This window comes from Vreelandella janggokensis (genome assembly GCF_031451615.1).
Lineage (GTDB): Bacteria > Pseudomonadota > Gammaproteobacteria > Pseudomonadales > Halomonadaceae > Vreelandella > Vreelandella janggokensis.
Map to the genome: position 1 here is coordinate 638930 of NZ_JARWAJ010000001.1, position 19205 is coordinate 658134.

Here is a 19205-nt window from a genome sequence, read left to right on the forward strand (position 1 = left end):
GAAATCGCACCCTTGCGACAACTTTACTGGAGATTCCATGGCGCACGCTTCCTCTGGGACACTAGCCCCCATTGCTGAACTGGTCGATGATATTCGCCAGGGCAAAATGGTGATTCTCATGGACGACGAGGATCGCGAAAATGAAGGCGATATCATCATGGCCGCTGAAAAAGTCCAGGCGGAGCATATCAACTTCATGGCACGCTTTGCCCGCGGCCTGATCTGTTTGCCGATGACACGGGCGCGCTGCGAACAGCTGAATCTGCCGCTGATGGTGCGCGACAACGGCTCCGGGTTTGGCACCAAGTTCACCCTGTCGATCGAAGCGACCGAAGGCGTGACCACGGGGATCTCCGCCGCCGACCGGGCGCGGACCGTCCAGGCCGCCGTTGCCCCGCATGCCAAACCCACCGATATCGTCCAGCCGGGACACATCTTCCCGCTGATGGCCGAGCCCGGTGGCGTTCTGCGTCGTGCCGGTCATACCGAGGCCGCCTGTGACCTGGCAGCCCTGGCAGGTTGTGACCCGAGCGGCGTGATTTGTGAGGTCATGAACGATGACGGCAGCATGGCGCGCCGTCCTGAGCTTGAAGCTTTCGCTGAAGAGCACGGCATCAAGATGGGCACCATTGCCGATTTGATTCACTACCGCATCGTCAATGAGCAGACGGTGGATCATCTCGAAGCCTCGCCGATTACTACCACCCAGGGCGAGATGACGCTGCATGTGTTTCGCGACCGCATTCAGGGCGCGCATCACTTAGCCCTGGTCAAGGGCCAGCTAGCGCCTGAGCAGCCTACGACGGTGCGCGTCCATCTGGCCGACACCTTGCGTGATGTGCTGGGGTTGACCAAAGACGAGCAATGTCGATGGGATGCCCAACGAGCGCTTGTCGAAATATCCGAGGCTCCTGCGGGCGTGTTGGTGCTGATCGATGACGGGCGCCCGCATCAAGACCTCAAAGACCAGTTGGATGTCTTTTTAGAGCGCGTGCGCCAACCGCGCACCAGCGATTCTGACGGCGCGGGAAATTACTTAACTATCGGTACCGGCTCGCAAATACTTCGCCATCTTGGCGTGGGTAAAATGCGTTTGCTCAGTTCGCCCTGGAAATTCTCGGCACTTTCCGGCTTTGACCTGGAAGTCGTCGAGCGGCTGGGGCCGAACGATACGTCCGATGAGTCCACCGCTTAGCCGTTATACACTTTAGCAGGAATAAATTGATGCAATCCCTTTCTCAAGTTGAAGGTACCTTTGTCGACGTCGATGGCCGTTACGTCATCGTGGTTGGCCGGTTCAATCACCATGTCGTAGACAGTCTGGTGGAGGGCGCCGTCGATAGCCTGGTTCGTCATGGCGTTGATATGGAGCACATCGACATTGTGCACGTCCCCGGTGCCTGGGAGCTGCCGCTGGCCGTCAAGCGTGTCCTCAAGGTGGTGAAGCCTGACGCGGTCATCGCCCTGGGGGCGGTGATCCGGGGTGGAACCCCGCATTTTGAATATGTGGCGGGTGGCTGCAATACCGCCCTCAACCAACTACAGATCGAGTTCGATACGCCCATCGCCAACGGCGTGCTGACCGTCGAGTCGATCGAGCAGGCCATTGAACGTGCCGGTACCAAAGCGGGTAACAAGGGTACTGAAGCGGCCATGGCGGCCATGGAAATGGTTTCGTTGCTGCGCGCTATTGCGCCGGGTGATACTCATGAGTGAACGTCGTGAGCGCAAGCCTTCGGCTGCCCAGCAGGGCCGACAAGCGGCGCGTGAGCTGGCGGTGCAAGGGCTCTATCAGTGGCACATGACGGGTAAGCCGATCAACACCATTGAGGCCGAATTCCGCAGCCATCTACCTGATGCCGACATGGAAGATCATGAGAATTGGGCCAAGGTGATGGAGATTGCTGACAAGGCGCTGTTTCATGAGCTGCTGATCAATACGTCGCGTTTCAGTGCGGAGCTGGACCGGGAGATAGCACCGTTGCTTGACCGTCGTCTGGAAGACCTGGATGCCGTCGAGCTGGCCATTCTTCGCCTTGGAGCCTACGAGCTGTCGCGGCGTATGGAAGTGCCTTATCGTGTGGTCATTAACGAAGGCGTTGAGCTGGCCAAGTCGTTTGGTGCCACTGACGGCCATAAATACGTGAACGGCATTCTCGACAAGTTAGCCATTCGCTTGCGGAGTGCCGAAGTCAGTGCGCGTCGCCGCTAACCGGCCCCATGGACCGGGTGACTGCGCGTTCTTGCTGACGTTGCGTTCAAGGGGCCTTTGTGCTTGCCGAATTTGATCTGATTCGACGTTATTTTACGTCGCCGTGTCGCGATGCGAGCTCTCGGAGCGTGGCGCTGGGGGTCGGTGATGATGCTGCCGTACTGACGCCACAGCCGGGCCGCCAGCTAGTGGTGAGTGTGGATACCTCGGTGGTAGATGTTCACTTCCCCGGCGAAGCACCCGCTGAAGCCATTGGACACCGTGCGCTGGCTGTGGCGCTGAGTGACCTGGCCGCCATGGGGGCGACGTCACGTTGGTGCGTGATGGCGCTGACCATTGATCAGGCGCAATTTGCCGATGATAACGCTGCTGATGCCTGGCTCTCGGGCTATGCGCGGGGGTTTGCCGCACTGGCTGACCGGCACGCAACAACGCTGGTGGGTGGCGACATCACGTCCGGCCTGCTTTCCATCGCCGTGACTGTCATGGGTGACGTGCCCAATGCCACAGCGCTGACACGAAGCGGCGCCCGGCCTGGCGACGTGATTGCCGTTACCGGCGCGCTGGGCGGGGGAGCCGGCGGTTTGGCGCTGTGGCGAGAGGGTGAACGCGATAAGGCTCACCCGCTGCTTGAGCGCTATTTATGGCCGACGCCGCGCTTGGCGGCAGGCGAAGCGTTGCGCGAGTGGGCGACCGCGGCGATTGATATTTCAGACGGACTGTTAGCTGATCTGGGCCATCTGCGTGAGGCATCTGGCGTAGGGGCAACGTTATCGCTGGACGCATTGCCGCTGGCTGAAGGCCTGGAACATGCCTTGGGGCCAGAAGCGGCTCGACAGGCCGCATTGACCGGCGGCGACGACTATGAACTACTGGTGACGTTGCCCTCGACTCACGTCGAACAAGCGCGCCAGCAGCTTGCTGCGTCAGGCGTTCCACTCCACGTGATTGGTGAGTGCAGCGACATCTTGGGCGTGCATGGACTTCCCGTTCAGCGCTATCACGGCTGGCAGCATTTCAAGGGAGAGACGCCATGAATCATGCCCCTGCAAGCGTTTGGCGTCGGCCCACGCATTTTTTTGCCTTTGGGCTTGGCAGTGGTGCCGTGCCTTTTGCGCCGGGTACGTTTGGCACGCTGGCGGCGATTCCTTTTTATTGGTTAATGGCCGATCTGTCGCTAGGCTGGTACTTAAGTATTGTTTTTGTCGCCTTTGTGATCGGCGTATGGCTGTGCGATAGAACGTCCCACGATTTAGGGGTGCATGATCATTCCGGGATCGTTTGGGATGAATTTGTCGGCTACTGGATTACCATGGCGGCGGTGCCGTTTTCATGGGAATCTGCACTGTGGGGCTTTTTGGTGTTCCGCATTTTCGATGTATTCAAACCCTGGCCTATCCGCTGGGCGGACCGGAGGGTGGCCGGCGGGTTTGGCATCATGATCGATGATGTGATGGCAGGGATCTACGCCTGGAGCATAATGCATCTGTGGTTTTGGCTGCATTGACCGTTTAATAACGCTGCCCGTTGGCGCGTTTGGCTCAAGGGAGATGCCATGCGCAAGGAACGTTTGATTGTCCCCGTTCTGGCGGTAATAGCCGTGCTATGGGTAGCGGCACAGCTGCTTTCAAGCGTATTGTTCGAGCGCAGCCTGCGTCAGGCGCTGGATGACCTGGCCGCCCGCGGTGAGTGGCGGGTGACGCGTACTGAAAGCGATCAGGGATGGTTAACCTCACAAGGCCGATTGGTTCTTTCGCCTTTGCTCGGGCGGCCCTGGCGACTGGAGCTTAGCTACACGGCCCGTCACGGTCTTTTAAGCACCGACGTGGAAGGCACGCTTTTGCCTCGCCTCGATACCGTCCTTCAGCAAGCGTTGGGGGAGGTATCTGCGCCTTCCGTACCGCGTTGGCAAGGCACTTACCACACATTGAGCGGTCACAGCGAACTGCGTCTGGCGCTTGCTCCCTTCGTTATTCAGCAAAACGGCAGGGAATTAGCCGTGCGCGGTGGTCGGCTGCGCCTAGAGGGCGTTTACGGCGATTGGCGGCTACGGGCGCTGATGGATCAACTGACCATTACCGATGGGCCGGCCGAGCTGCGTGTCGGGCCCTCGACGTTGGAGAGCCGCTACACCTACACCGAAGACGCCTACCACTTTACCCAGTACGATTCTCTACATATCGAGAATGTGGCGCTGTCCTACCCTGCTTTTGATGTGCAAATAGCCCCGCTTGATGTCAGTAGCCGGATGATGCTCGACGAGCAGGAGTTGCGCGTGAAAGGAGAGCTGCATATTGGCGAGGTCAGGGTGCCTTCCGAAGCGCCGGACACGCCGTTACTGCAAAACGGCCATATGGAAATGGAGCTTTCCCGGATCAATGCCGATGCGGTGCGCGATACCATACGTCAACTGCGCCAGGAAGCCGCATGGGGCGATGCTCGCTTACCCTTGGCGGAGGGAACCCTGACTCGCCTCCAGCCCGACTTGCGTCAGCTGTTAAGCGATTCACCGCGGTTGGATGTCTCGACCATCGCTGTCGACAGTCCGCTGCTTGGGATTCGATTGGATGCCGATGGCGCGCTGTTCTTTGACAACCGCCAGCTGGACAAGTTGGACATCACCAAGCTGGATGAGCCTGAAGAGCAGGCGCGTTGGCGTGAGCGTATCGACGGGGACTTTACCTGGCACGATGCCCCGACCGTCGCGGCCCTCTGGTTGGGGCTGCCGTTGGGTACTCAGGAACTGGCGTTCGACGTGGTGCGTGGCCAGTGGCGCGTCAATGGTCGTCCAATGCCCAATCTATGGCCCTGAGCGTCAACGGTTGAAGTTTGTCTGATGTGCCCGCATTTCCATCACAAAGCCGAGCGGCAATCGCCACCGGCAGGTGTTGATTGGAGGGTTCATGAGCGACCAGGAATTTGACCGAGACGACCACTTTAACGTGCAGGACGACAACGATCCGACCTCGCAGGGTGAGGACGACCAATTCCGATCAGACGGTGAGCGTGTCAACTCAATGGTGCCCGCCAGTGACATGCTTCCCGAACGTATCTATCTGCTACCGATCCATAATCGGCCCTTCTTTCCCGCCCAGGTGCAACCGCTGGTCATCAATCGTGAACGCTGGGAAGAGACCATGCGCCGGGTGGGTAATACCCCGCACCAGACTGTAGGGGTTGCTTATGTGGGTGAGCAGGGTATCGACTCCCTGGATAGTGAAGGCTTTCCGACCATTGGCACGGCGGTCAAAGTTCACAAGATGAAGGGTGAGGATCAGCAGATCCAGTTTATCGCCCGGGGTGTGCAGCGCTTCAAGATTCAGCGTTGGCTATCCAGCACGCCGCCTTACCTGGTTGAAGTGAGTTACCCCAAAGAGCCGGTGGATGCAGAAAACGAAGAAACCCGCGCTTATGCGATGGCGATTATTAATGGGATCAAGGAATTGCTGCCCATTAATCCGCTGTACGGCGAAGAGCTCAAGCACTACCTGAACCGTTTCAGCCCGCACGAACCCGGTCCGCTGACCGACTTTGCCGCGGCGATTACCTCTGCCAAGGGTCCGGAGCTTCAGGATGTGCTGTCGACGCTGGATGTTGCTGAGCGCATGCAGAAGGTACTGCCACTGCTGCGCAAGGAGATTGACGTTGCACAGCTGCAAAGCGAAATCAGCGAGCAGGTCAACGCGCAGATGCAGGAGCGTCAGCGTGAGTTTTTCCTCCGCGAGCAGCTCAAGGTGATCCAGCGCGAATTGGGTATTTCCAAGGACGACCGTGAAAACGATGTCGATACCTTCCGCGCCCGCCTGGAATCGCTGGTGGTGCCCGAGCGGGTCCAGTCGCGGATCGACGATGAACTGGACAAGCTCAGCGTACTGGAAACCGGTTCGCCTGAGTACGGCACGACACGCAATTATCTTGACTGGCTGACGTCGCTGCCATGGGGCGTGACCAGTCCTGACCAGTTGGATCTGAATCATGCCAGACAAGTCCTGGACCGTGATCACGACGGCTTGAAAGACGTCAAGGAACGGATTGTCGAATTCCTCGCCGAAGGGTCCTTCAAGGGCGATGTTGGCGGCTCGATTCTGCTGCTGGTAGGCCCGCCTGGCGTGGGTAAAACCTCTGTTGGGCGTTCGATTGCCGAAGCGCTGGGTCGTCAGTTCTATCGCTTTTCCGTCGGCGGCATGCGCGATGAGGCCGAGATCAAGGGACACCGCCGTACCTACGTGGGCGCGATGCCCGGCAAGCTGGTTCAGTCGTTCAAGGAAGTCGAAGTCGAGAATCCGGTGATCATGCTGGATGAAATCGACAAGCTGGGCCAGTCTTTCCAAGGGGATCCGGCATCTGCGTTGCTCGAGGTACTCGACCCGGAGCAGAACGTCGATTTCCTCGACCACTATCTGGATGTCCGTATGGATCTCTCCAAGGTGCTGTTCGTGTGTACGGCCAATACCCTGGATTCCATACCGAGTGCGCTGCTGGATCGCATGGAGCAAATTCGTCTGTCGGGCTACATTGCCGAGGAAAAGCTGGCGATAGCCAAGCATCACCTTTGGCCCAAGCTGCTCAAGCGCGACAACCTGCCCAAAAAGCGTATTCAGCTCAGTGACGCCGCTCTAAAGCAGGTGATTGAGGGCTACGCCCGGGAAGCGGGGGTGCGTCAGCTGGAGAAACAGCTGCACCGCATCGTGCGCAAGGCAGCCGTCAAGCTGCTGGAAGACGACGTTGAGACCGTCAAGGTGTCGGTGAAGAACCTCGAGGAATTCCTGGGCGCGCCCATCTTCCGCAAGGAAAAAGTCCTCAAAGGTGAGGGCGTGGTTACCGGTCTTGCCTGGACGGCAATGGGCGGTGCCACTTTGCCCATCGAAGCGGGCAAGGTTCATTCTCTGGATCGTGGCTTCAAGCTTACCGGCAAACTTGGCGATGTGATGCAGGAGTCTGCCAATATTGCCTACAGCTATACGCTTGGCCATCTGCAGGAATACGGCGCCGATAGCGACTTTTTCGACTCTGCCTTTGTACACTTGCACGTGCCGGAAGGTGCCACGCCCAAAGATGGTCCCTCGGCAGGGGTCAGCATGACCACGGCGCTGCTATCACTGGCCAGGCATCAGGCTATTGACCGTCCTCTGGCCATGACGGGTGAGCTGACGCTCACCGGCCAGGTACTGCCTGTGGGCGGGATTCGCGAAAAAGTGATTGCGGCGCGCCGCAGTGACATCTTTGAAGTCATCCTGCCGGAGGCAAATCGGCGTGATTATGAAGAGCTGCCTGATTACCTCAGAGAAGGCATGACAGTGCACTTTGCCAATCGCTATCGTGATGTGGCCAAGGTTGTATTCAAATAGCTCATTAAGCGAATTAGTCATTGACTTGCTTAATTGATGACACTGCTAACGATTATCATCGTTAAATCAGGCTTTCTGGCCATTAACGTTTAGTCCTGTATAACCTTTAAACGCTATCCTCTCGGATAGCGTTTTTTCTTTGTAGATCACTATTTAGTTTTTACGCTCAAGGTCGATATGCATAAAAGCTTCTTAGAAAAAATACATTCTTCACAGGGATCACTATGCGCAACAACCAACCCGTCACGCAGCAAGAATACCCATTAACTGAAGAGACCGTGCTGATATCGCGCTCGGACTTGAAAGGCAACGTGACCTATGCGAACCCGACGTTTGTTGAAGTAAGTGGTTACTCTCGCGATGAGTTGATTGGCGCGCCGCATAATTTAATTCGACACCCGGATATGCCCGAAGCGGCCTTTGCGAATTTATGGAAAACCCTGCAGGCAGGCACTACCTGGCAGGGCCTGGTCAAGAACCGCCGTAAAAACGGTGATCATTACTGGGTGCATGCCACGCTTGCTCCACTGCGTGACGGTGACCGTATCGTGGGATATACATCGGTACGCCGAAAGGCGAGTCCCAAGGCCGTTGCCAAGGCGGAAAAGGTCTACGCCGAGATGCGTGAGAAAGGCAAATCCAGGCACTACACCCTGGTACGCGGTGAGCTTCGACGCAAGGGGGTTATCGGCATCGTCTCGCGCTTCAAGCTCACCAGCCTGCGCGCAAAGCTGATCGGCATGGTGCTGGCGTCCGTGGCGCTGATAGGGATTGCTGGTGGACTGGGTATTTACGGATTGATGGTCTCCGGAGATCGCCTGGATACCCTGAGCCGCTCGGGACTGGATGACGTCGCGAGCCTGCAGGGAATCGAACAGGCCGCCGGGCAGGTAGTGGATGAGCTGGATCCCGCCGTGCTCAATCCGCGCGCCGTGGACGCCGATGAACTGGCCGCGTCGGTCGGCACAAAACGGGAAAGGATCGAGGCGCGCTGGGACGAATACCGCGCCGATGAAGATCCCGACAGCCAGTCACTGCAGTCCTTTGGCTCAGCGCTCGGCAACTGGAGCGACGGGGTCGATCAGGCGGTGACCGCCCTGGTCGAGAAGGAGAGCTACGACGCCTTTGTCGCCTTCAACGATATCGTCAAGCCCGGCACGCAAACGTTGCAAGCCGAGGTCAGCCAACTGGTTGAAAGCGAACGAACCTTTGCTGCCGAGATGCTGGCGGAGGCCGACCAGGGCCGCCAGCAGATGATGATTGCCCAGTTGGTGCTGATGGGGCTGGGCGCGGCGGTCATGATCGGCTTGAGCGTGCTGATTCTGAAATCGGTGCTGCGTAGCCTGGCCGGCGCGCGCTACGTGACCTTCCAGATTGCCGCGGGCAACCTGGCGGCCCGGGAGCGTCGCCAAACCGGTGATGAGCTAGGTGAGCTTCTGTACTCGCTCGACACGATGCGTTTTAGCCTGTCAGGTATTGTGGGTGACGTTGAAAACCGTGTCTCGGTGGTTACCCCGGCCATTCAGCAGATTGCCGCCGAAAATGAGGAGTTGGCGTCACGTACTGAGCAGCAGGCATCGTCGCTGCAGGAAACGGCCTCGAGCATGGAAGAAATGACCTCGACCGTGCAGCAGAATACCGACAATGCCCGCAAGGCGAGCGAATTGGCCGTACAGAACTCGCACAGCACTCAGCAAACCAGCGAGCAGATGCAGCAGCTGGTTGAGCGTATGCAGCGGATTGCTCAAAGTGCTGAAAAAATGACCGAAATGATCAGCGTGATTGACGGCATCGCCTTCCAGACCAATATTCTTGCCTTGAATGCCTCTGTGGAAGCCGCCAGGGCTGGCGAGCATGGTCGAGGGTTTGCGGTGGTGGCCAGTGAGGTACGTAACCTTGCCGGGCGAAGCGCCGAAGCGGCCCAGGAAATTCGTCGCATGATCGACAGCACCACTCAGGAAGTCACCGGCGGGCGAAGCGCCGTGGAGGAGGCCGAGAAAGCGATCGACGCCGTTATGCGCCAGGTCAATCAGGTAAGCGAACTGATGGAGTCGATCAGCACGGCATCCAGTGAGCAGAGTAGCGGAATTGGGGAAATCAATTCGGCGATTGCTGAAATGGATAACGTCACCCAGCAAAACGCCACCAAGGTGCAGTCGATTGCCGCGTCGGCGGATAACCTGTCCCTGGAAGCTTTCGAGTTGGCTAACGTGGTGGATGCATTCCGTCTGGAAGGGGCTCAGGAGGAGAGCATCAAAATAGCTCGCGCACATCTGGAAAGAATGAATCAAGCCACTCAGAAAACCGCCAAGGCATTACCCAGCCATTCTTCATCGACGAAAGCGCGCGAGGTGGCGACTGAAACTGCTGATCAATGGGATGAGTTCTAACGCTAGGGTGCGCGCAGATCATTGCGCCCGCCACTTGGTGGGCGCAATGGGTAACATCTATTCGTCGGGATGAAACTCAAGGGCTACCGAGTTGATACAGTAGCGCAAGCCGGTACTCTCGGGGGGGCCATCGGGGAATACGTGGCCAAGATGCGCATCGCAGTGGGAACACACTACTTCGGTGCGCACCATGCCATGTGTAGTGTCCTGATGCTCTTCGACGCAGCGGGTGCCAAGCGGACGGTCAAAGCTTGGCCAGCCGCAGCCTGCATCAAACTTGTGTTCGTTCTCGAATAGAGGGGCATGGCAGCAAACGCAATGGTAGATACCTTGCACCTCTCTGACCTGGTAGTCCCCGGTAAACGGCCGCTCAGTGCCTTTTTCACGAGTGACGCGATACTGCTCCGGCGTGAGTTTTTCTTGCCATTGATCCGGGGATTTTTCGATTTTTGCCATGGGGGTCTCCTCTCCCGCTTCCTGACTCAGGATAGCGTATCACTATCGTAAAGGACTTTATCGCCAAGGGCACTACCGTCAATGACAGTGCCTGGCCTGCTTGAGTTCAGGATGCGCAATATCGGCAAAAATCGCCAGCCAAGCCATCAAACGCTGGCCGCGCCACCGTTACTACGCGGGTCGTGAGCGCTTTCAATCAGCCCGTCAGGGTGATGAACGATACCTCCCGCATGTCCCATGGTGTCGCTGAACGGCTCATCGAGCACTTCGACATCATGCCCAGCCGCCTTGAGCGCTGCCACCAGTTTGGCGTCAAAGCGATCCTCGAGTTTTAAGTTCATGCTCGATTCGCCCCAAGTACGGCCCAGGAGCCAACGTGGTGCGGTAACCGCCTGCTGCAACGGTATGTGGTGAAACGCGTAGCGCGAGAAGACCGCGGCTTGCGATTGCGGCTGACCCTCACCGCCCATGGTGCCGTAGACCATGGTACGGCCATCGTTAAACCGGGCCATCGCTGGGTTAAGCGTATGGAAAGGCTTGCGCCCAGGGGCCAGTCCACGAAGCGATTCCGGGTCAAGCGAGAAGCTGATACCGCGGTTCTGCCATAGCACGCCGCTTTCCGGCAGGACAACGCCGCTGCCAAACTCCCAGTAGATGCTTTGTATGAAGCTGACTGCTCGACCCTCGCTATCTACCGCGCCCATCCAGACGGTATCGCCTGGCGCTGGATCGTGGGGCCAGGGCAGTGCTTTGGATGAGTCGATCTGGGCAGCCTCAGCGGCAATGCGTTCGTCGCTGAGTAACCCTTGAAGCGAGGTGGGGACCCGCGCCGGGTCCGTGACGTATTGGTCACGCAGCATGAAGGCGCGCTTGGTGGCTTCAATGAGGCCGTGCAAGTGACCAAAGCCATTGGGTTCGGTGGCTTTGATGCGCTCGTAAATGGCGAGGATCATCAGCGACGCCACCCCCTGGGTAGGGGCAGGGAGGTTATACAAGGTGGCGTCGGTGAGGCCTACTTCCAGGGGTGTCACGCGCTGGGCGCGATACTCGTGGAAGTCCTGCAAACGCAGCGGGCTACCCAGCATCTCCAAATCCCGGGCCATGCTTTCGGCCAACTTACCGCGATAAAAATCATCCAGACCGGCCGTGGCCAGTCGTTCCAGCGTCGCGGCCAAACGCGGCTGGCGAATCCGGTCGCCTTCTCTGGGCGCTTGACCATCGACCAGAAGTGCCTCGCTGAACCCAGGGCTTTGTGATAAGCGCTCCAGGTGCTTGGCAGTCAGCGTTTCCTGGCTCTTGGAAACCGCGACGCCTTTTTGTGCATGACCAATGGCATCGGCCAGCAGCGTTGTCAGCGGTAGAGGTTTTCCCCAGTCGGCGGCAACCGCTAGCGCCTCCTGCCAGCCGCTTACCGTGCCTCCCATGGTGAGGGCTGCTTTAGGACCGCGCTCGGGAATCTGCGTGTCACCGGCATAGAAATCCGCATTGGCCAACCCCGCAGCTGGGCCGCAGGCATCAATGGCCACCGGTGCCTTGCCAGGCTCATGGATTAACCAGAAGCCATCACCGCCAAGAGCATTCATGTGCGGATAGACCACGGCGATGGTGGCCGCGGCCGCGACCATGGCTTCCACGGCGTTGCCCCCCTGCTTGAGTACGTCTCGACCGGCACTGGCGGCGAGGTGGTGCGGAGCGACACAGCTGCCGCTGAAGCTACGTTGCGTATGGAGCATAAGCTGTCCTTTTATTATTGAGCCTGAGGTTTACCAGCCAATGGCGGCAGGCAGCCACGTGGCAATACCCGGAAATAGTATCACCATGGCAATGGCGAGAAACTGTAAAGCGATAAACGGTAGCACGCCGAGATAGATATCCAGCGTGGTGACGCCTTTGGGGGCGACGCCTTTGAGGAAAAACAGTGACCAGCCGAAGGGCGGCGTTAAAAACGAGGTTTGCAGCACCAGCCCCACCAGAATGCCCAGCCACACCATGTCAACGCCCATCTGGATAAAAAAGGGCAAGAACAACGGCAGGGCGATATAGCTGATTTCGATCCACTCGAGAAAGAAACCGAGCACAAACATCAGCAGTAGCATGAAGAGCAGTGCACCTATCTCACCGCCGGGTACCCACTCGAACATACGCGCTACCAGGTGCTCGCCGCCAAGACCACGAAACGCCAGGCCGAATACCTGCGCGCTGATCAGGATAAAGAACACCATGGATGAGATGATCAGCGTTGCCTTCGCGACCTCTGTCAGTAGGTCAAGGCTAAGCCGCCCGGAGCTGGCAACAAATACCAGGGCGCCCAGGGCGCCCATGGCGGCGGCTTCAGTGGGCGCGGCAATGCCGCCGATGATCGAGCCAAGCACGGCAACGACCAAGCCTACCGGCGGGCCTACCACCAGTATGACCTTGCGTAACAATTGCGCCTTGCCCATTTGGGCACGCTCTTCGGCAGGGATCGGTGGCATTAGATGGGGTTTCCAGGCGGCGAGCGCAAGAATGGCAATAATGTACACCGCTGCCAGGGTCAATCCAGGCATCATGGCGGCAGCGAACATAGTGCCCACCGACTCACCCAGGATCTCTGCCAGTAGAATGAGCACAAGGCTTGGAGGAATAATCTGCCCCAGCGTGCCAGAGGCGCATATCATCCCGCTGGCAAGTGCCTTGGGGTAGCCGCGACGCAGCAGTGTCGGCAAGGTGAGCAGGCCGAGCGTCACGATGGTGGCGCCGACGATGCCCGTGGCCGCACCAAGCAGGACACCGACAAAAATAATCGCCACACCCATTCCGCCCGATACATTACCGAACAAGTGACCGACTACATCGATCAGTTCGGCGGCAAGTTTCGACTTTTCGAGCATCACACCCATGAAAACGAACAGCGGGATAGCCATGAAGGTGTAGTTGGTTACCACGCCGTAGATACGCGACGGAAGCAGGTTGAAAAGCATCGGACCAAAGCCGATAAAACCAAAGACAAAGGCGGTCGTTGCAATGCTGATCGCCACCGGAATGCCGATCAGTAGCATGACGAAAAAAGCCCCGATCATGCCGATCGCCAGCCATTCATTTAAAGACATCGGTTAGTCACCTTGTGCGGGGAGTGCGAACGCATTGCGCAGTGCATGGGCCAGTCCCTGCAGCGCAAGCAGGGTGAAGCCAAAGGGAAGAAAGGCCTTTAAAACCCAGCGGTAGGGCAGGCCACCAGGATTGGGTGATCCCTCGCCGCGGCCAAACGATTGCGCGACCCAGGGAAGCGTCAGCCAGGCGATATACAAGCCCATAACCAGCAGCGTGAGTCCGCCGAATACCTCGATAGTACGTTTTACGAGCACCGGGAAGTGCTCGTAAAAAACGTCTACCCGAACCTGTTCGTCGTTAAGTAGCAAATACGCCATGCCGAACAGGGCAATGGGCGATATCAAGTGCCACTGCAGTTCTTGCAGCCATAGGGCTCCGAAGTCGAACAGGTAACGCAGTATTACATCACCGGAGACCAGTGCTACCAGCAACACACAGGTCCAGGCGGCGATCCGGCCAAATAGCCGGACCAGCACCTCTATGCTATTAACTACCTTTTCTACCGCTCGCATATCACACTCCGATGATATCGCTTAGCCAAGCGCGTTCACTGGCACCTGCCCAGCGGTCATGTTGAGCCTTGAAGGCCATGTAGCTGTCGTGGATTTTGCGTACCGCCGGATCGGCGTTGGCTTCGGTTTGCAGCGTATCCAGCGTGGCTTCGCGCAGTGCATTGACGATTGATTCTGGCAGTTGATTGGCGATGACCCCGTGATTATCGACCAGGTCGGTCATGGCTTCACCGTTCACGGCCTCCGACCAAGTCAGGCTTTCCAGGCAGGCGGCCATGCACGCCGAGCGAACAATCATCTGCAGATCTGCTGGCAGACTGTCCCAGTGGGATTTGGAAATCAGTAGCTCACCGGTGGTGGAGGGTTCGTGCCAGCCGGTGGTGTAATAGTATTTCGCAGCGTCTTGAAGTCCCATACGGCGGTCCTGGAAAGGGCCGACGAATTCGGCGGCGTCAATCACGCCGCGTTCCAGCGCCGGGAAAATCTCACCACCGGGTAATACGCGGGCATCGACACCGAGGGAAGAGTAGACCTTGCCGGCCAGGCCGGGAACGCGCATGCGCAGGCCATCAAGCTGGCTGATGTCTTCAATTGGTTCACGGAACCAGCCGGTCATTTGTACGCCAGTGTTATTCAGCGGGAAGGCGACCATGCCATACGGCTCGTAAAGCTCGTGCCAAAGCTCGAGGCCGCCGCCGTGATAAAGCCAGGCCATATGGCCCATAAAGCTCATGCCGAATGGCACGGTGGTGAAATACTGAGCGGCAAAGGTCGTGCCTGACCAGAAATAGCTGTTGGCCGCATTCATTTGGATAGTGCCGCTCTGTACCGCTTCAAACCCCTCGAGCGCCGGGATCAGTTCACCCGCGGCAAAGTGTTGAATATTGAGGCGACCACCCGACATGGTGTTGATTTTTTCGATGACATCGGTGGGGCTGCCGGGTCCCTCGACATAAAACGGAGAGCCTGGCCCGTAGGCATTGGTCATGCGCCAGTTAAAGGTTTCGGACGATTGTGCTCGCGCAATGTTGGGAGCTCCCAATACCAATCCTGCAGTGGAAGAGACAGCGGCGGTCGTAAGAAACTTGCGGCGTGTAAAGGTCATGAGTCACCTCTTGGCGGTGGAGAAATCAAATTTGTCCCACCAAGGTGTTAGCAAACGCCATGCCATAAAATCGATTTTATTTTAAATAAAAGATTTTTACAGTGTTTATCGGCTGACGCTTACCGCTACCGTGGTAGCCGTTGCACTCAGCTGGCGCGCCGCGTCATGCTTTGTGCACCACCTTGAGGCGGCTATGTGCCTGCGTTGATGGAAGTGACGCTGCCGAGTCGGGAAGGGCGATTGGGCCGGGAATGCTTGACAGTTCAATAAGGGGTGAGTAACATACGCGCCACCTCGACGAGGCATTGCGACGTCCCATTCGTCTAGTGGTCCAGGACACCGCCCTTTCACGGCGGTAACAGGGGTTCGAACCCCCTATGGGACGCCAACTAAATCGTTAAGGTATCGGAGTGCGGGAATAGCTCAGTGGTAGAGCATCGCCTTGCCAAGGCGAGGGTCGGGAGTTCGAATCTCCTTTCCCGCTCCAATTAATTTTATGCTTGCACAGTGTCCCATTCGTCTAGTGGTCCAGGACACCGCCCTTTCACGGCGGTAACAGGGGTTCGAACCCCCTATGGGACGCCATCTCGTACTTGTCTTTTGCGTTGCGGGAATAGCTCAGTGGTAGAGCATCGCCTTGCCAAGGCGAGGGTCGGGAGTTCGAATCTCCTTTCCCGCTCCAAGCGCATACTTAGATAGGGCATACTGCCTAGGGTCGTGAGCTGGAGCGCCAGTCCGATCGATCTCCTTTCCCGCTCCAAGCGCACCCATCTCTACTTTCCTTCTCTTCAGTTATTCATAGCCTTCCGGGACAGAACTGTTTGAAAAAATAGTTTGCGCCCTAATATCTAATGTTTACGCATGTGATGACTTCCTTATTTTTGCTGACAGGACATGTTTATGGCCGAACCGGCATTGTCGATACGTGGCCTTACCAAAGAGTACGGTAACGGCTTTCAAGCGCTAAAAGGTATTGATCTCGACGTCCAGCAGGGCGATTTTTTTGCGCTCCTGGGCCCCAATGGCGCAGGCAAGTCTACTACCTTGGGCGTGGTTTGTTCGTTGGTGCAGAAGACCCAGGGAAAGGTATCGGTCTTTGGTATCGATATCGATAAAGACTTCTCTAAAGCGAAATACCAGATCGGCGTGGTACCGCAAGAGTTTAATTTTAACCAGTTCGAAAAAGTGCTCGATATCGTGCTGGCGCAAGCGGGCTACTACGGCATGACGCGTCGTGAGGCGCTGCCTCGCGCCGAGCAGCTGTTGACCGATCTGGGGCTGTGGGACAAGCGCAATGGTAGCGCACGCATGCTGTCCGGCGGCATGAAACGCCGCTTGATGATTGCGCGTGCCTTGATGCACCGACCTAAATTGCTGATCCTTGACGAGCCGACCGCGGGCGTGGATATCGAGCTACGCCGTAGCATGTGGGAGTACATGCGCCGCATTAATCGTGACGAAGGCACTACGATCATTCTGACGACGCATTACCTGGAGGAGGCCGAGAGCCTTTGCCGCAATATCGCGATCATTAATCACGGCGAAATCGTCCGTAACACCAGTGTGCGGGAGTTGCTCACCGAACTGAGTCGGGAGACCTTTCTGTTGGACCTTGCTGTCCCTGTCAGTGATACCCCCGTGGTGGAGGGATTTGATATCCAGCGAGTGGAAGCCTCGCAGCTATCATTGGTGATCCATCGTGGCCAGCGACTCAACGATGTGTTTGGTGCATTAACCGAGCAGGGCTTGCAGGTTGTCTCCATGCGCAACCGCGCCAACCGCCTGGAGGAAATGTTTGTGTCGATGGTGGAAGGCGGTCAGAGCTCAATCGATCAACGGGCAGAGCAGCCTCAAGCACAGGAGGCGCGGGTATGAACGCCAGTCAAACGCTCATCGCCCTGTGGACGCTGGTACTCAAGGAGATCAAGCGCTTTACGCGGATATGGCCGCAAACCTTGTTGCCACCCTCTATTACTATGGCCATGTACTTCATTATCTTTGGCAATCTGATCGGCTCGCGCATTGGGGCGATGGACGGCTTCACGTACATGGACTTTATTGTTCCCGGGCTGATCATGATGTCGGTGATCACCAACAGCTATTCCAACGTCGCCTCCAGCTTCTTCTCGAACAAGTTCCAGCGTTCGATTGAAGAGATGATGGTCTCGCCGATGCCTAACTGGGTCATCTTATCCGGTTTCATTTTTGGCGGTATGGCCCGTGGTCTTGGCGTCGGGCTGATTGTGACCATTGTTTCGCTGTTTTTTACTCGCCTGACCGTCGAGCATCCTTTTCTGACCGTGCTGGTGGTGGTGCTGACGTCGGCGCTGTTTTCCATCGGTGGTTTTATCAACGCGCTGCTGGCCAATAAATTTGACGATATTTCCATCGTGCCGACCTTTATCCTCACGCCGCTGACCTACCTGGGGGGAGTGTTTTACTCGATTTCCATGCTGCCCGATTTCTGGCAGGGCGTGTCGATGCTCAACCCGATTCTGTACATGGTGAATGTCTTCCGCTATGGCTTCCTGGGTGTGTCGGATATCCCGGTTGGCTGGGCCTTGGCTGCCGTGCTGGGCTTCATTGTCGTGCTGTTTGTCGTAGCGCTTCGCATGTTGGAACGTGGTAAAGGAATCCGGAGTTAAGTCATGTCGCATCGACCCGAAACACTGATAGAGGCACCGTTGGGGCGCGAATCTGTTTATCCAGACGCCTATGATCCTGACCTTTTGTATCCGATTCCCCGTGCGGCCAATCGAGCCCCGTTGGGCATTGTCGAGGACAGGCTGCCGTTTGTCGGTGAGGACGAGTGGCATGCGTTTGAGGTGTCCTGGCTGAACGGGCGCGGCAAGCCGGTGGTGGCTGTTGCACGCTTTCGTTTGCCCGCTGACTCACCCAATCTGATTGAGTCAAAATCCTGGAAGCTATACCTCAACAGCTTTAATCAGACTCGCTTTGCCCATCGAGACGACGTCATTGCGACATTAACCCGGGATTTAGCAGACGCAGCGAATGCGCCGGTTGGCGTCGAGCTTTTTGATGTTGACGCCGACACCTTGGCGCCTCGGCAGCTTCCGGGGGAGTGCCTGGATGCGTTGGATATCGAGGTAAGCGATTACACCCCGAGTGCTGACCATTTGAAGGCAGGTGATCAGGTGGTGGAAGAAACACTGTACTCGCACCTTTTAAAATCCAACTGCCCGGTGACCGGTCAGCCGGATTGGGGCAGCGTCATGATTCGCTATAAAGGTCCGCAGATCGAGCGAGAGGGGCTATTGCGCTATTTGATCGGCTATCGTCAGCATCAGGATTTTCACGAACATTGCGTTGAGCATATTTTTACCGACCTGATGCAGCGCACCAAGCCCACTGAACTATTGGTCCTGGCGCGCTATGTGCGGCGCGGAGGGGTGGACATCAGCCCCTGGCGTGCCACGCCTGGGCTTGCTCCGCCCAGCCCGCTGCGTCTGGCAAGACAATAAATGATTGCGCTAAAGTAGCGCTCATCTCATTGAACCGACGGAGTCATCATGGACGCACTTACGCTGCTGCACGAACGTAGCTCCATGGGCAAGCTGAACGAGCCCGCGCCCAATGCCGAGCAGCTTGGCGCAATCTACCGGGCTGCGCTGCGTGCCCCTGACCATAAAGAGCTGCGCCCCTGGCGGTTTATCGAATTCAGCGGGGAAGGGCGTGAACGCCTGGGTGAGCTGTTTGCCGAGGCCGAGTTCCAGGAAGACCCGCATGCCAAGGATTCCGTGCTTGACTCGGCGCGCAAAAAACCACTGCGGGCGCCGATGATCATTGCCGTGATCGCCAAGGTGACGCCGGATATTGCCAAGGTGCCCAAGATGGAGCAGGTGATCTCCGCCGGCTGCGCGGCCCACGGTATTCTGCTGGCGGCTCATGCGCTTGGTTTGGGGGCCATGTGGCGTAGCGGCAAGTATGCCTTTGACCCCGTGGTGCACAAGGGATTGAGCCTGGAAGACGACGACGAGGTCGTTGCGTTTATTTATCTGGGAACCCCCGCTGGTCGCCACAAGCCGCTTCCTGAACATCAAACTGATGACTTTGTCGAACGCTGGAGTTAGC

17 protein-coding genes and 4 tRNA genes are annotated in these 19205 nt (G+C 57.5%); 16 read left to right on the forward strand and 5 right to left on the reverse strand.

What is annotated here, in order from left to right; genetic code table 11:
* The first annotated feature begins 37 nt into the window (after positions 1-37).
* The 8 genes from ribBA (at position 38) to QC816_RS02975 (ending at position 9950) form a co-directional block, all read left to right on the forward strand.
* Positions 38-1195 (forward strand): bifunctional 3,4-dihydroxy-2-butanone-4-phosphate synthase/GTP cyclohydrolase II, encoded by a 1158-nt coding sequence (gene ribBA / locus QC816_RS02940; RefSeq protein ID WP_309780897.1) that lies wholly within the window; start codon positions 38-40, stop codon positions 1193-1195.
* Between the two features lie 29 nt (positions 1196-1224).
* A complete protein-coding gene (gene ribH, locus QC816_RS02945) occupies positions 1225-1716 on the forward strand; it encodes a 6,7-dimethyl-8-ribityllumazine synthase (protein WP_309780898.1) in 492 nt (163 codons plus the stop codon).
* Positions 1709-2212, forward strand: coding sequence for a transcription antitermination factor NusB (nusB, locus tag QC816_RS02950; protein WP_309780899.1), 504 nt, complete (start codon positions 1709-1711; stop codon positions 2210-2212). The genes ribH and nusB overlap by 8 nt, the downstream gene beginning before the upstream one ends.
* Before the next feature lie 59 nt (positions 2213-2271).
* On the forward strand, positions 2272-3249 hold the full coding sequence (thiL, locus tag QC816_RS02955) for a thiamine-phosphate kinase (RefSeq protein WP_085917786.1): 978 nt from the start codon (positions 2272-2274) through the stop codon (positions 3247-3249).
* Complete coding sequence (locus QC816_RS02960; protein ID WP_085917787.1) at positions 3246-3719, forward strand: phosphatidylglycerophosphatase A family protein; 474 nt, start codon at positions 3246-3248, stop codon at positions 3717-3719. Before thiL ends, QC816_RS02960 begins: the two co-directional genes overlap by 4 nt.
* Positions 3720-3767: 48 nt before the next feature.
* Complete coding sequence (locus QC816_RS02965; RefSeq protein WP_085917788.1) at positions 3768-5024, forward strand: DUF945 family protein; 1257 nt, start codon at positions 3768-3770, stop codon at positions 5022-5024.
* A gap of 91 nt (positions 5025-5115) precedes the next feature.
* Entirely contained in the window at positions 5116-7560 is a 2445-nt protein-coding gene (gene lon, locus QC816_RS02970) for an endopeptidase La (protein ID WP_085917789.1), read from the forward strand.
* A 224-nt stretch (positions 7561-7784) separates the two neighbouring features.
* Positions 7785-9950 carry a methyl-accepting chemotaxis protein gene (locus QC816_RS02975; protein ID WP_309780900.1) on the forward strand — a complete coding sequence of 722 codons (2166 nt, stop codon included), beginning with the start codon at positions 7785-7787 and terminating at the stop codon, positions 9948-9950.
* Between the two features lie 57 nt (positions 9951-10007).
* On the opposite strand, the gene msrB is transcribed toward QC816_RS02975, so the two are convergent.
* The 5 genes from msrB to QC816_RS03000 all read right to left on the reverse strand — a co-directional run bounded on the left by msrB (position 10008) and on the right by QC816_RS03000 (position 15113).
* Positions 10008-10406: a peptide-methionine (R)-S-oxide reductase MsrB gene (gene msrB, locus QC816_RS02980; RefSeq protein WP_085917791.1), complete on the reverse strand. Its 399-nt coding sequence runs from the start codon at positions 10404-10406 to the stop codon at positions 10008-10010.
* Between the two features lie 146 nt (positions 10407-10552).
* Complete coding sequence (locus QC816_RS02985) at positions 10553-12139, reverse strand: gamma-glutamyltransferase family protein (RefSeq protein ID WP_309780901.1); 1587 nt, start codon at positions 12137-12139, stop codon at positions 10553-10555.
* A 30-nt stretch (positions 12140-12169) separates the two neighbouring features.
* Positions 12170-13495 (reverse strand): TRAP transporter large permease, encoded by a 1326-nt coding sequence (locus tag QC816_RS02990; protein WP_085917793.1) that lies wholly within the window; start codon positions 13493-13495, stop codon positions 12170-12172.
* Positions 13496-13498: 3 nt separating this feature from the next.
* A complete protein-coding gene (locus QC816_RS02995; RefSeq protein WP_085917794.1) occupies positions 13499-14008 on the reverse strand; it encodes a TRAP transporter small permease subunit in 510 nt (169 codons plus the stop codon).
* Position 14009: 1 nt separating this feature from the next.
* Entirely contained in the window at positions 14010-15113 is a 1104-nt protein-coding gene (locus QC816_RS03000; RefSeq protein WP_309780902.1) for a TRAP transporter substrate-binding protein, read from the reverse strand.
* Between the two features lie 312 nt (positions 15114-15425).
* On the opposite strand from QC816_RS03000, the gene QC816_RS03005 reads away from it, so the two are divergent.
* The 8 genes from QC816_RS03005 to QC816_RS03040 all read left to right on the forward strand — a co-directional run bounded on the left by QC816_RS03005 (position 15426) and on the right by QC816_RS03040 (position 19204).
* Positions 15426-15501, forward strand: a tRNA-Glu gene (locus tag QC816_RS03005).
* A gap of 24 nt (positions 15502-15525) precedes the next feature.
* Positions 15526-15600 (forward strand) — tRNA-Gly (locus QC816_RS03010).
* A gap of 22 nt (positions 15601-15622) precedes the next feature.
* Positions 15623-15698: transfer RNA gene (locus QC816_RS03015), tRNA-Glu, on the forward strand.
* Positions 15699-15720: 22 nt separating this feature from the next.
* Positions 15721-15795, forward strand: a tRNA-Gly gene (locus QC816_RS03020).
* A gap of 218 nt (positions 15796-16013) precedes the next feature.
* Positions 16014-16988: an ABC transporter ATP-binding protein gene (locus tag QC816_RS03025; RefSeq protein WP_309780903.1), complete on the forward strand. Its 975-nt coding sequence runs from the start codon at positions 16014-16016 to the stop codon at positions 16986-16988.
* Positions 16985-17758, forward strand: a complete 774-nt coding sequence (locus tag QC816_RS03030; protein WP_085917796.1) for an ABC transporter permease — start codon at positions 16985-16987, stop codon at positions 17756-17758. Before QC816_RS03025 ends, QC816_RS03030 begins: the two co-directional genes overlap by 4 nt.
* A 3-nt stretch (positions 17759-17761) precedes the next feature.
* Complete coding sequence (queF, locus tag QC816_RS03035) at positions 17762-18595, forward strand: NADPH-dependent 7-cyano-7-deazaguanine reductase QueF (protein ID WP_309780905.1); 834 nt, start codon at positions 17762-17764, stop codon at positions 18593-18595.
* Between the two features lie 48 nt (positions 18596-18643).
* Positions 18644-19204, forward strand: coding sequence for a nitroreductase family protein (locus tag QC816_RS03040; RefSeq protein WP_085917798.1), 561 nt, complete (start codon positions 18644-18646; stop codon positions 19202-19204).
* Position 19205 lies beyond the last annotated feature (1 nt).

Bases quoted from the DNA above. Each gene is read 5' to 3' on its own strand.
- QC816_RS03000 (WP_309780902.1), bottom strand. From the start codon at position 15,113: ATGACCTTTACACGCCGCAAGTTTCTTACGACCGCCGCTGTCTCTTCC.
- ribH (WP_309780898.1), top strand. From the start codon at position 1,225: ATGCAATCCCTTTCTCAAGTTGAAGGTACCTTTGTCGACGTCGATGGC.
- nusB (WP_309780899.1), top strand. From the start codon at position 1,709: ATGAGTGAACGTCGTGAGCGCAAGCCTTCGGCTGCCCAGCAGGGCCGA.
- QC816_RS03025 (WP_309780903.1), top strand. From the start codon at position 16,014: ATGGCCGAACCGGCATTGTCGATACGTGGCCTTACCAAAGAGTACGGT.
- QC816_RS03040 (WP_085917798.1), top strand. From the start codon at position 18,644: ATGGACGCACTTACGCTGCTGCACGAACGTAGCTCCATGGGCAAGCTG.
- msrB (WP_085917791.1), bottom strand. From the start codon at position 10,406: ATGGCAAAAATCGAAAAATCCCCGGATCAATGGCAAGAAAAACTCACG.
- lon (WP_085917789.1), top strand. From the start codon at position 5,116: ATGAGCGACCAGGAATTTGACCGAGACGACCACTTTAACGTGCAGGAC.
- QC816_RS02990 (WP_085917793.1), bottom strand. From the start codon at position 13,495: ATGTCTTTAAATGAATGGCTGGCGATCGGCATGATCGGGGCTTTTTTC.
- ribBA (WP_309780897.1), top strand. From the start codon at position 38: ATGGCGCACGCTTCCTCTGGGACACTAGCCCCCATTGCTGAACTGGTC.
- queF (WP_309780905.1), top strand. From the start codon at position 17,762: ATGTCGCATCGACCCGAAACACTGATAGAGGCACCGTTGGGGCGCGAA.
- QC816_RS02960 (WP_085917787.1), top strand. From the start codon at position 3,246: ATGAATCATGCCCCTGCAAGCGTTTGGCGTCGGCCCACGCATTTTTTT.
- QC816_RS02985 (WP_309780901.1), bottom strand. From the start codon at position 12,139: ATGCTCCATACGCAACGTAGCTTCAGCGGCAGCTGTGTCGCTCCGCAC.
- QC816_RS03030 (WP_085917796.1), top strand. From the start codon at position 16,985: ATGAACGCCAGTCAAACGCTCATCGCCCTGTGGACGCTGGTACTCAAG.
- QC816_RS02975 (WP_309780900.1), top strand. From the start codon at position 7,785: ATGCGCAACAACCAACCCGTCACGCAGCAAGAATACCCATTAACTGAA.
- QC816_RS02965 (WP_085917788.1), top strand. From the start codon at position 3,768: ATGCGCAAGGAACGTTTGATTGTCCCCGTTCTGGCGGTAATAGCCGTG.
- QC816_RS02995 (WP_085917794.1), bottom strand. From the start codon at position 14,008: ATGCGAGCGGTAGAAAAGGTAGTTAATAGCATAGAGGTGCTGGTCCGG.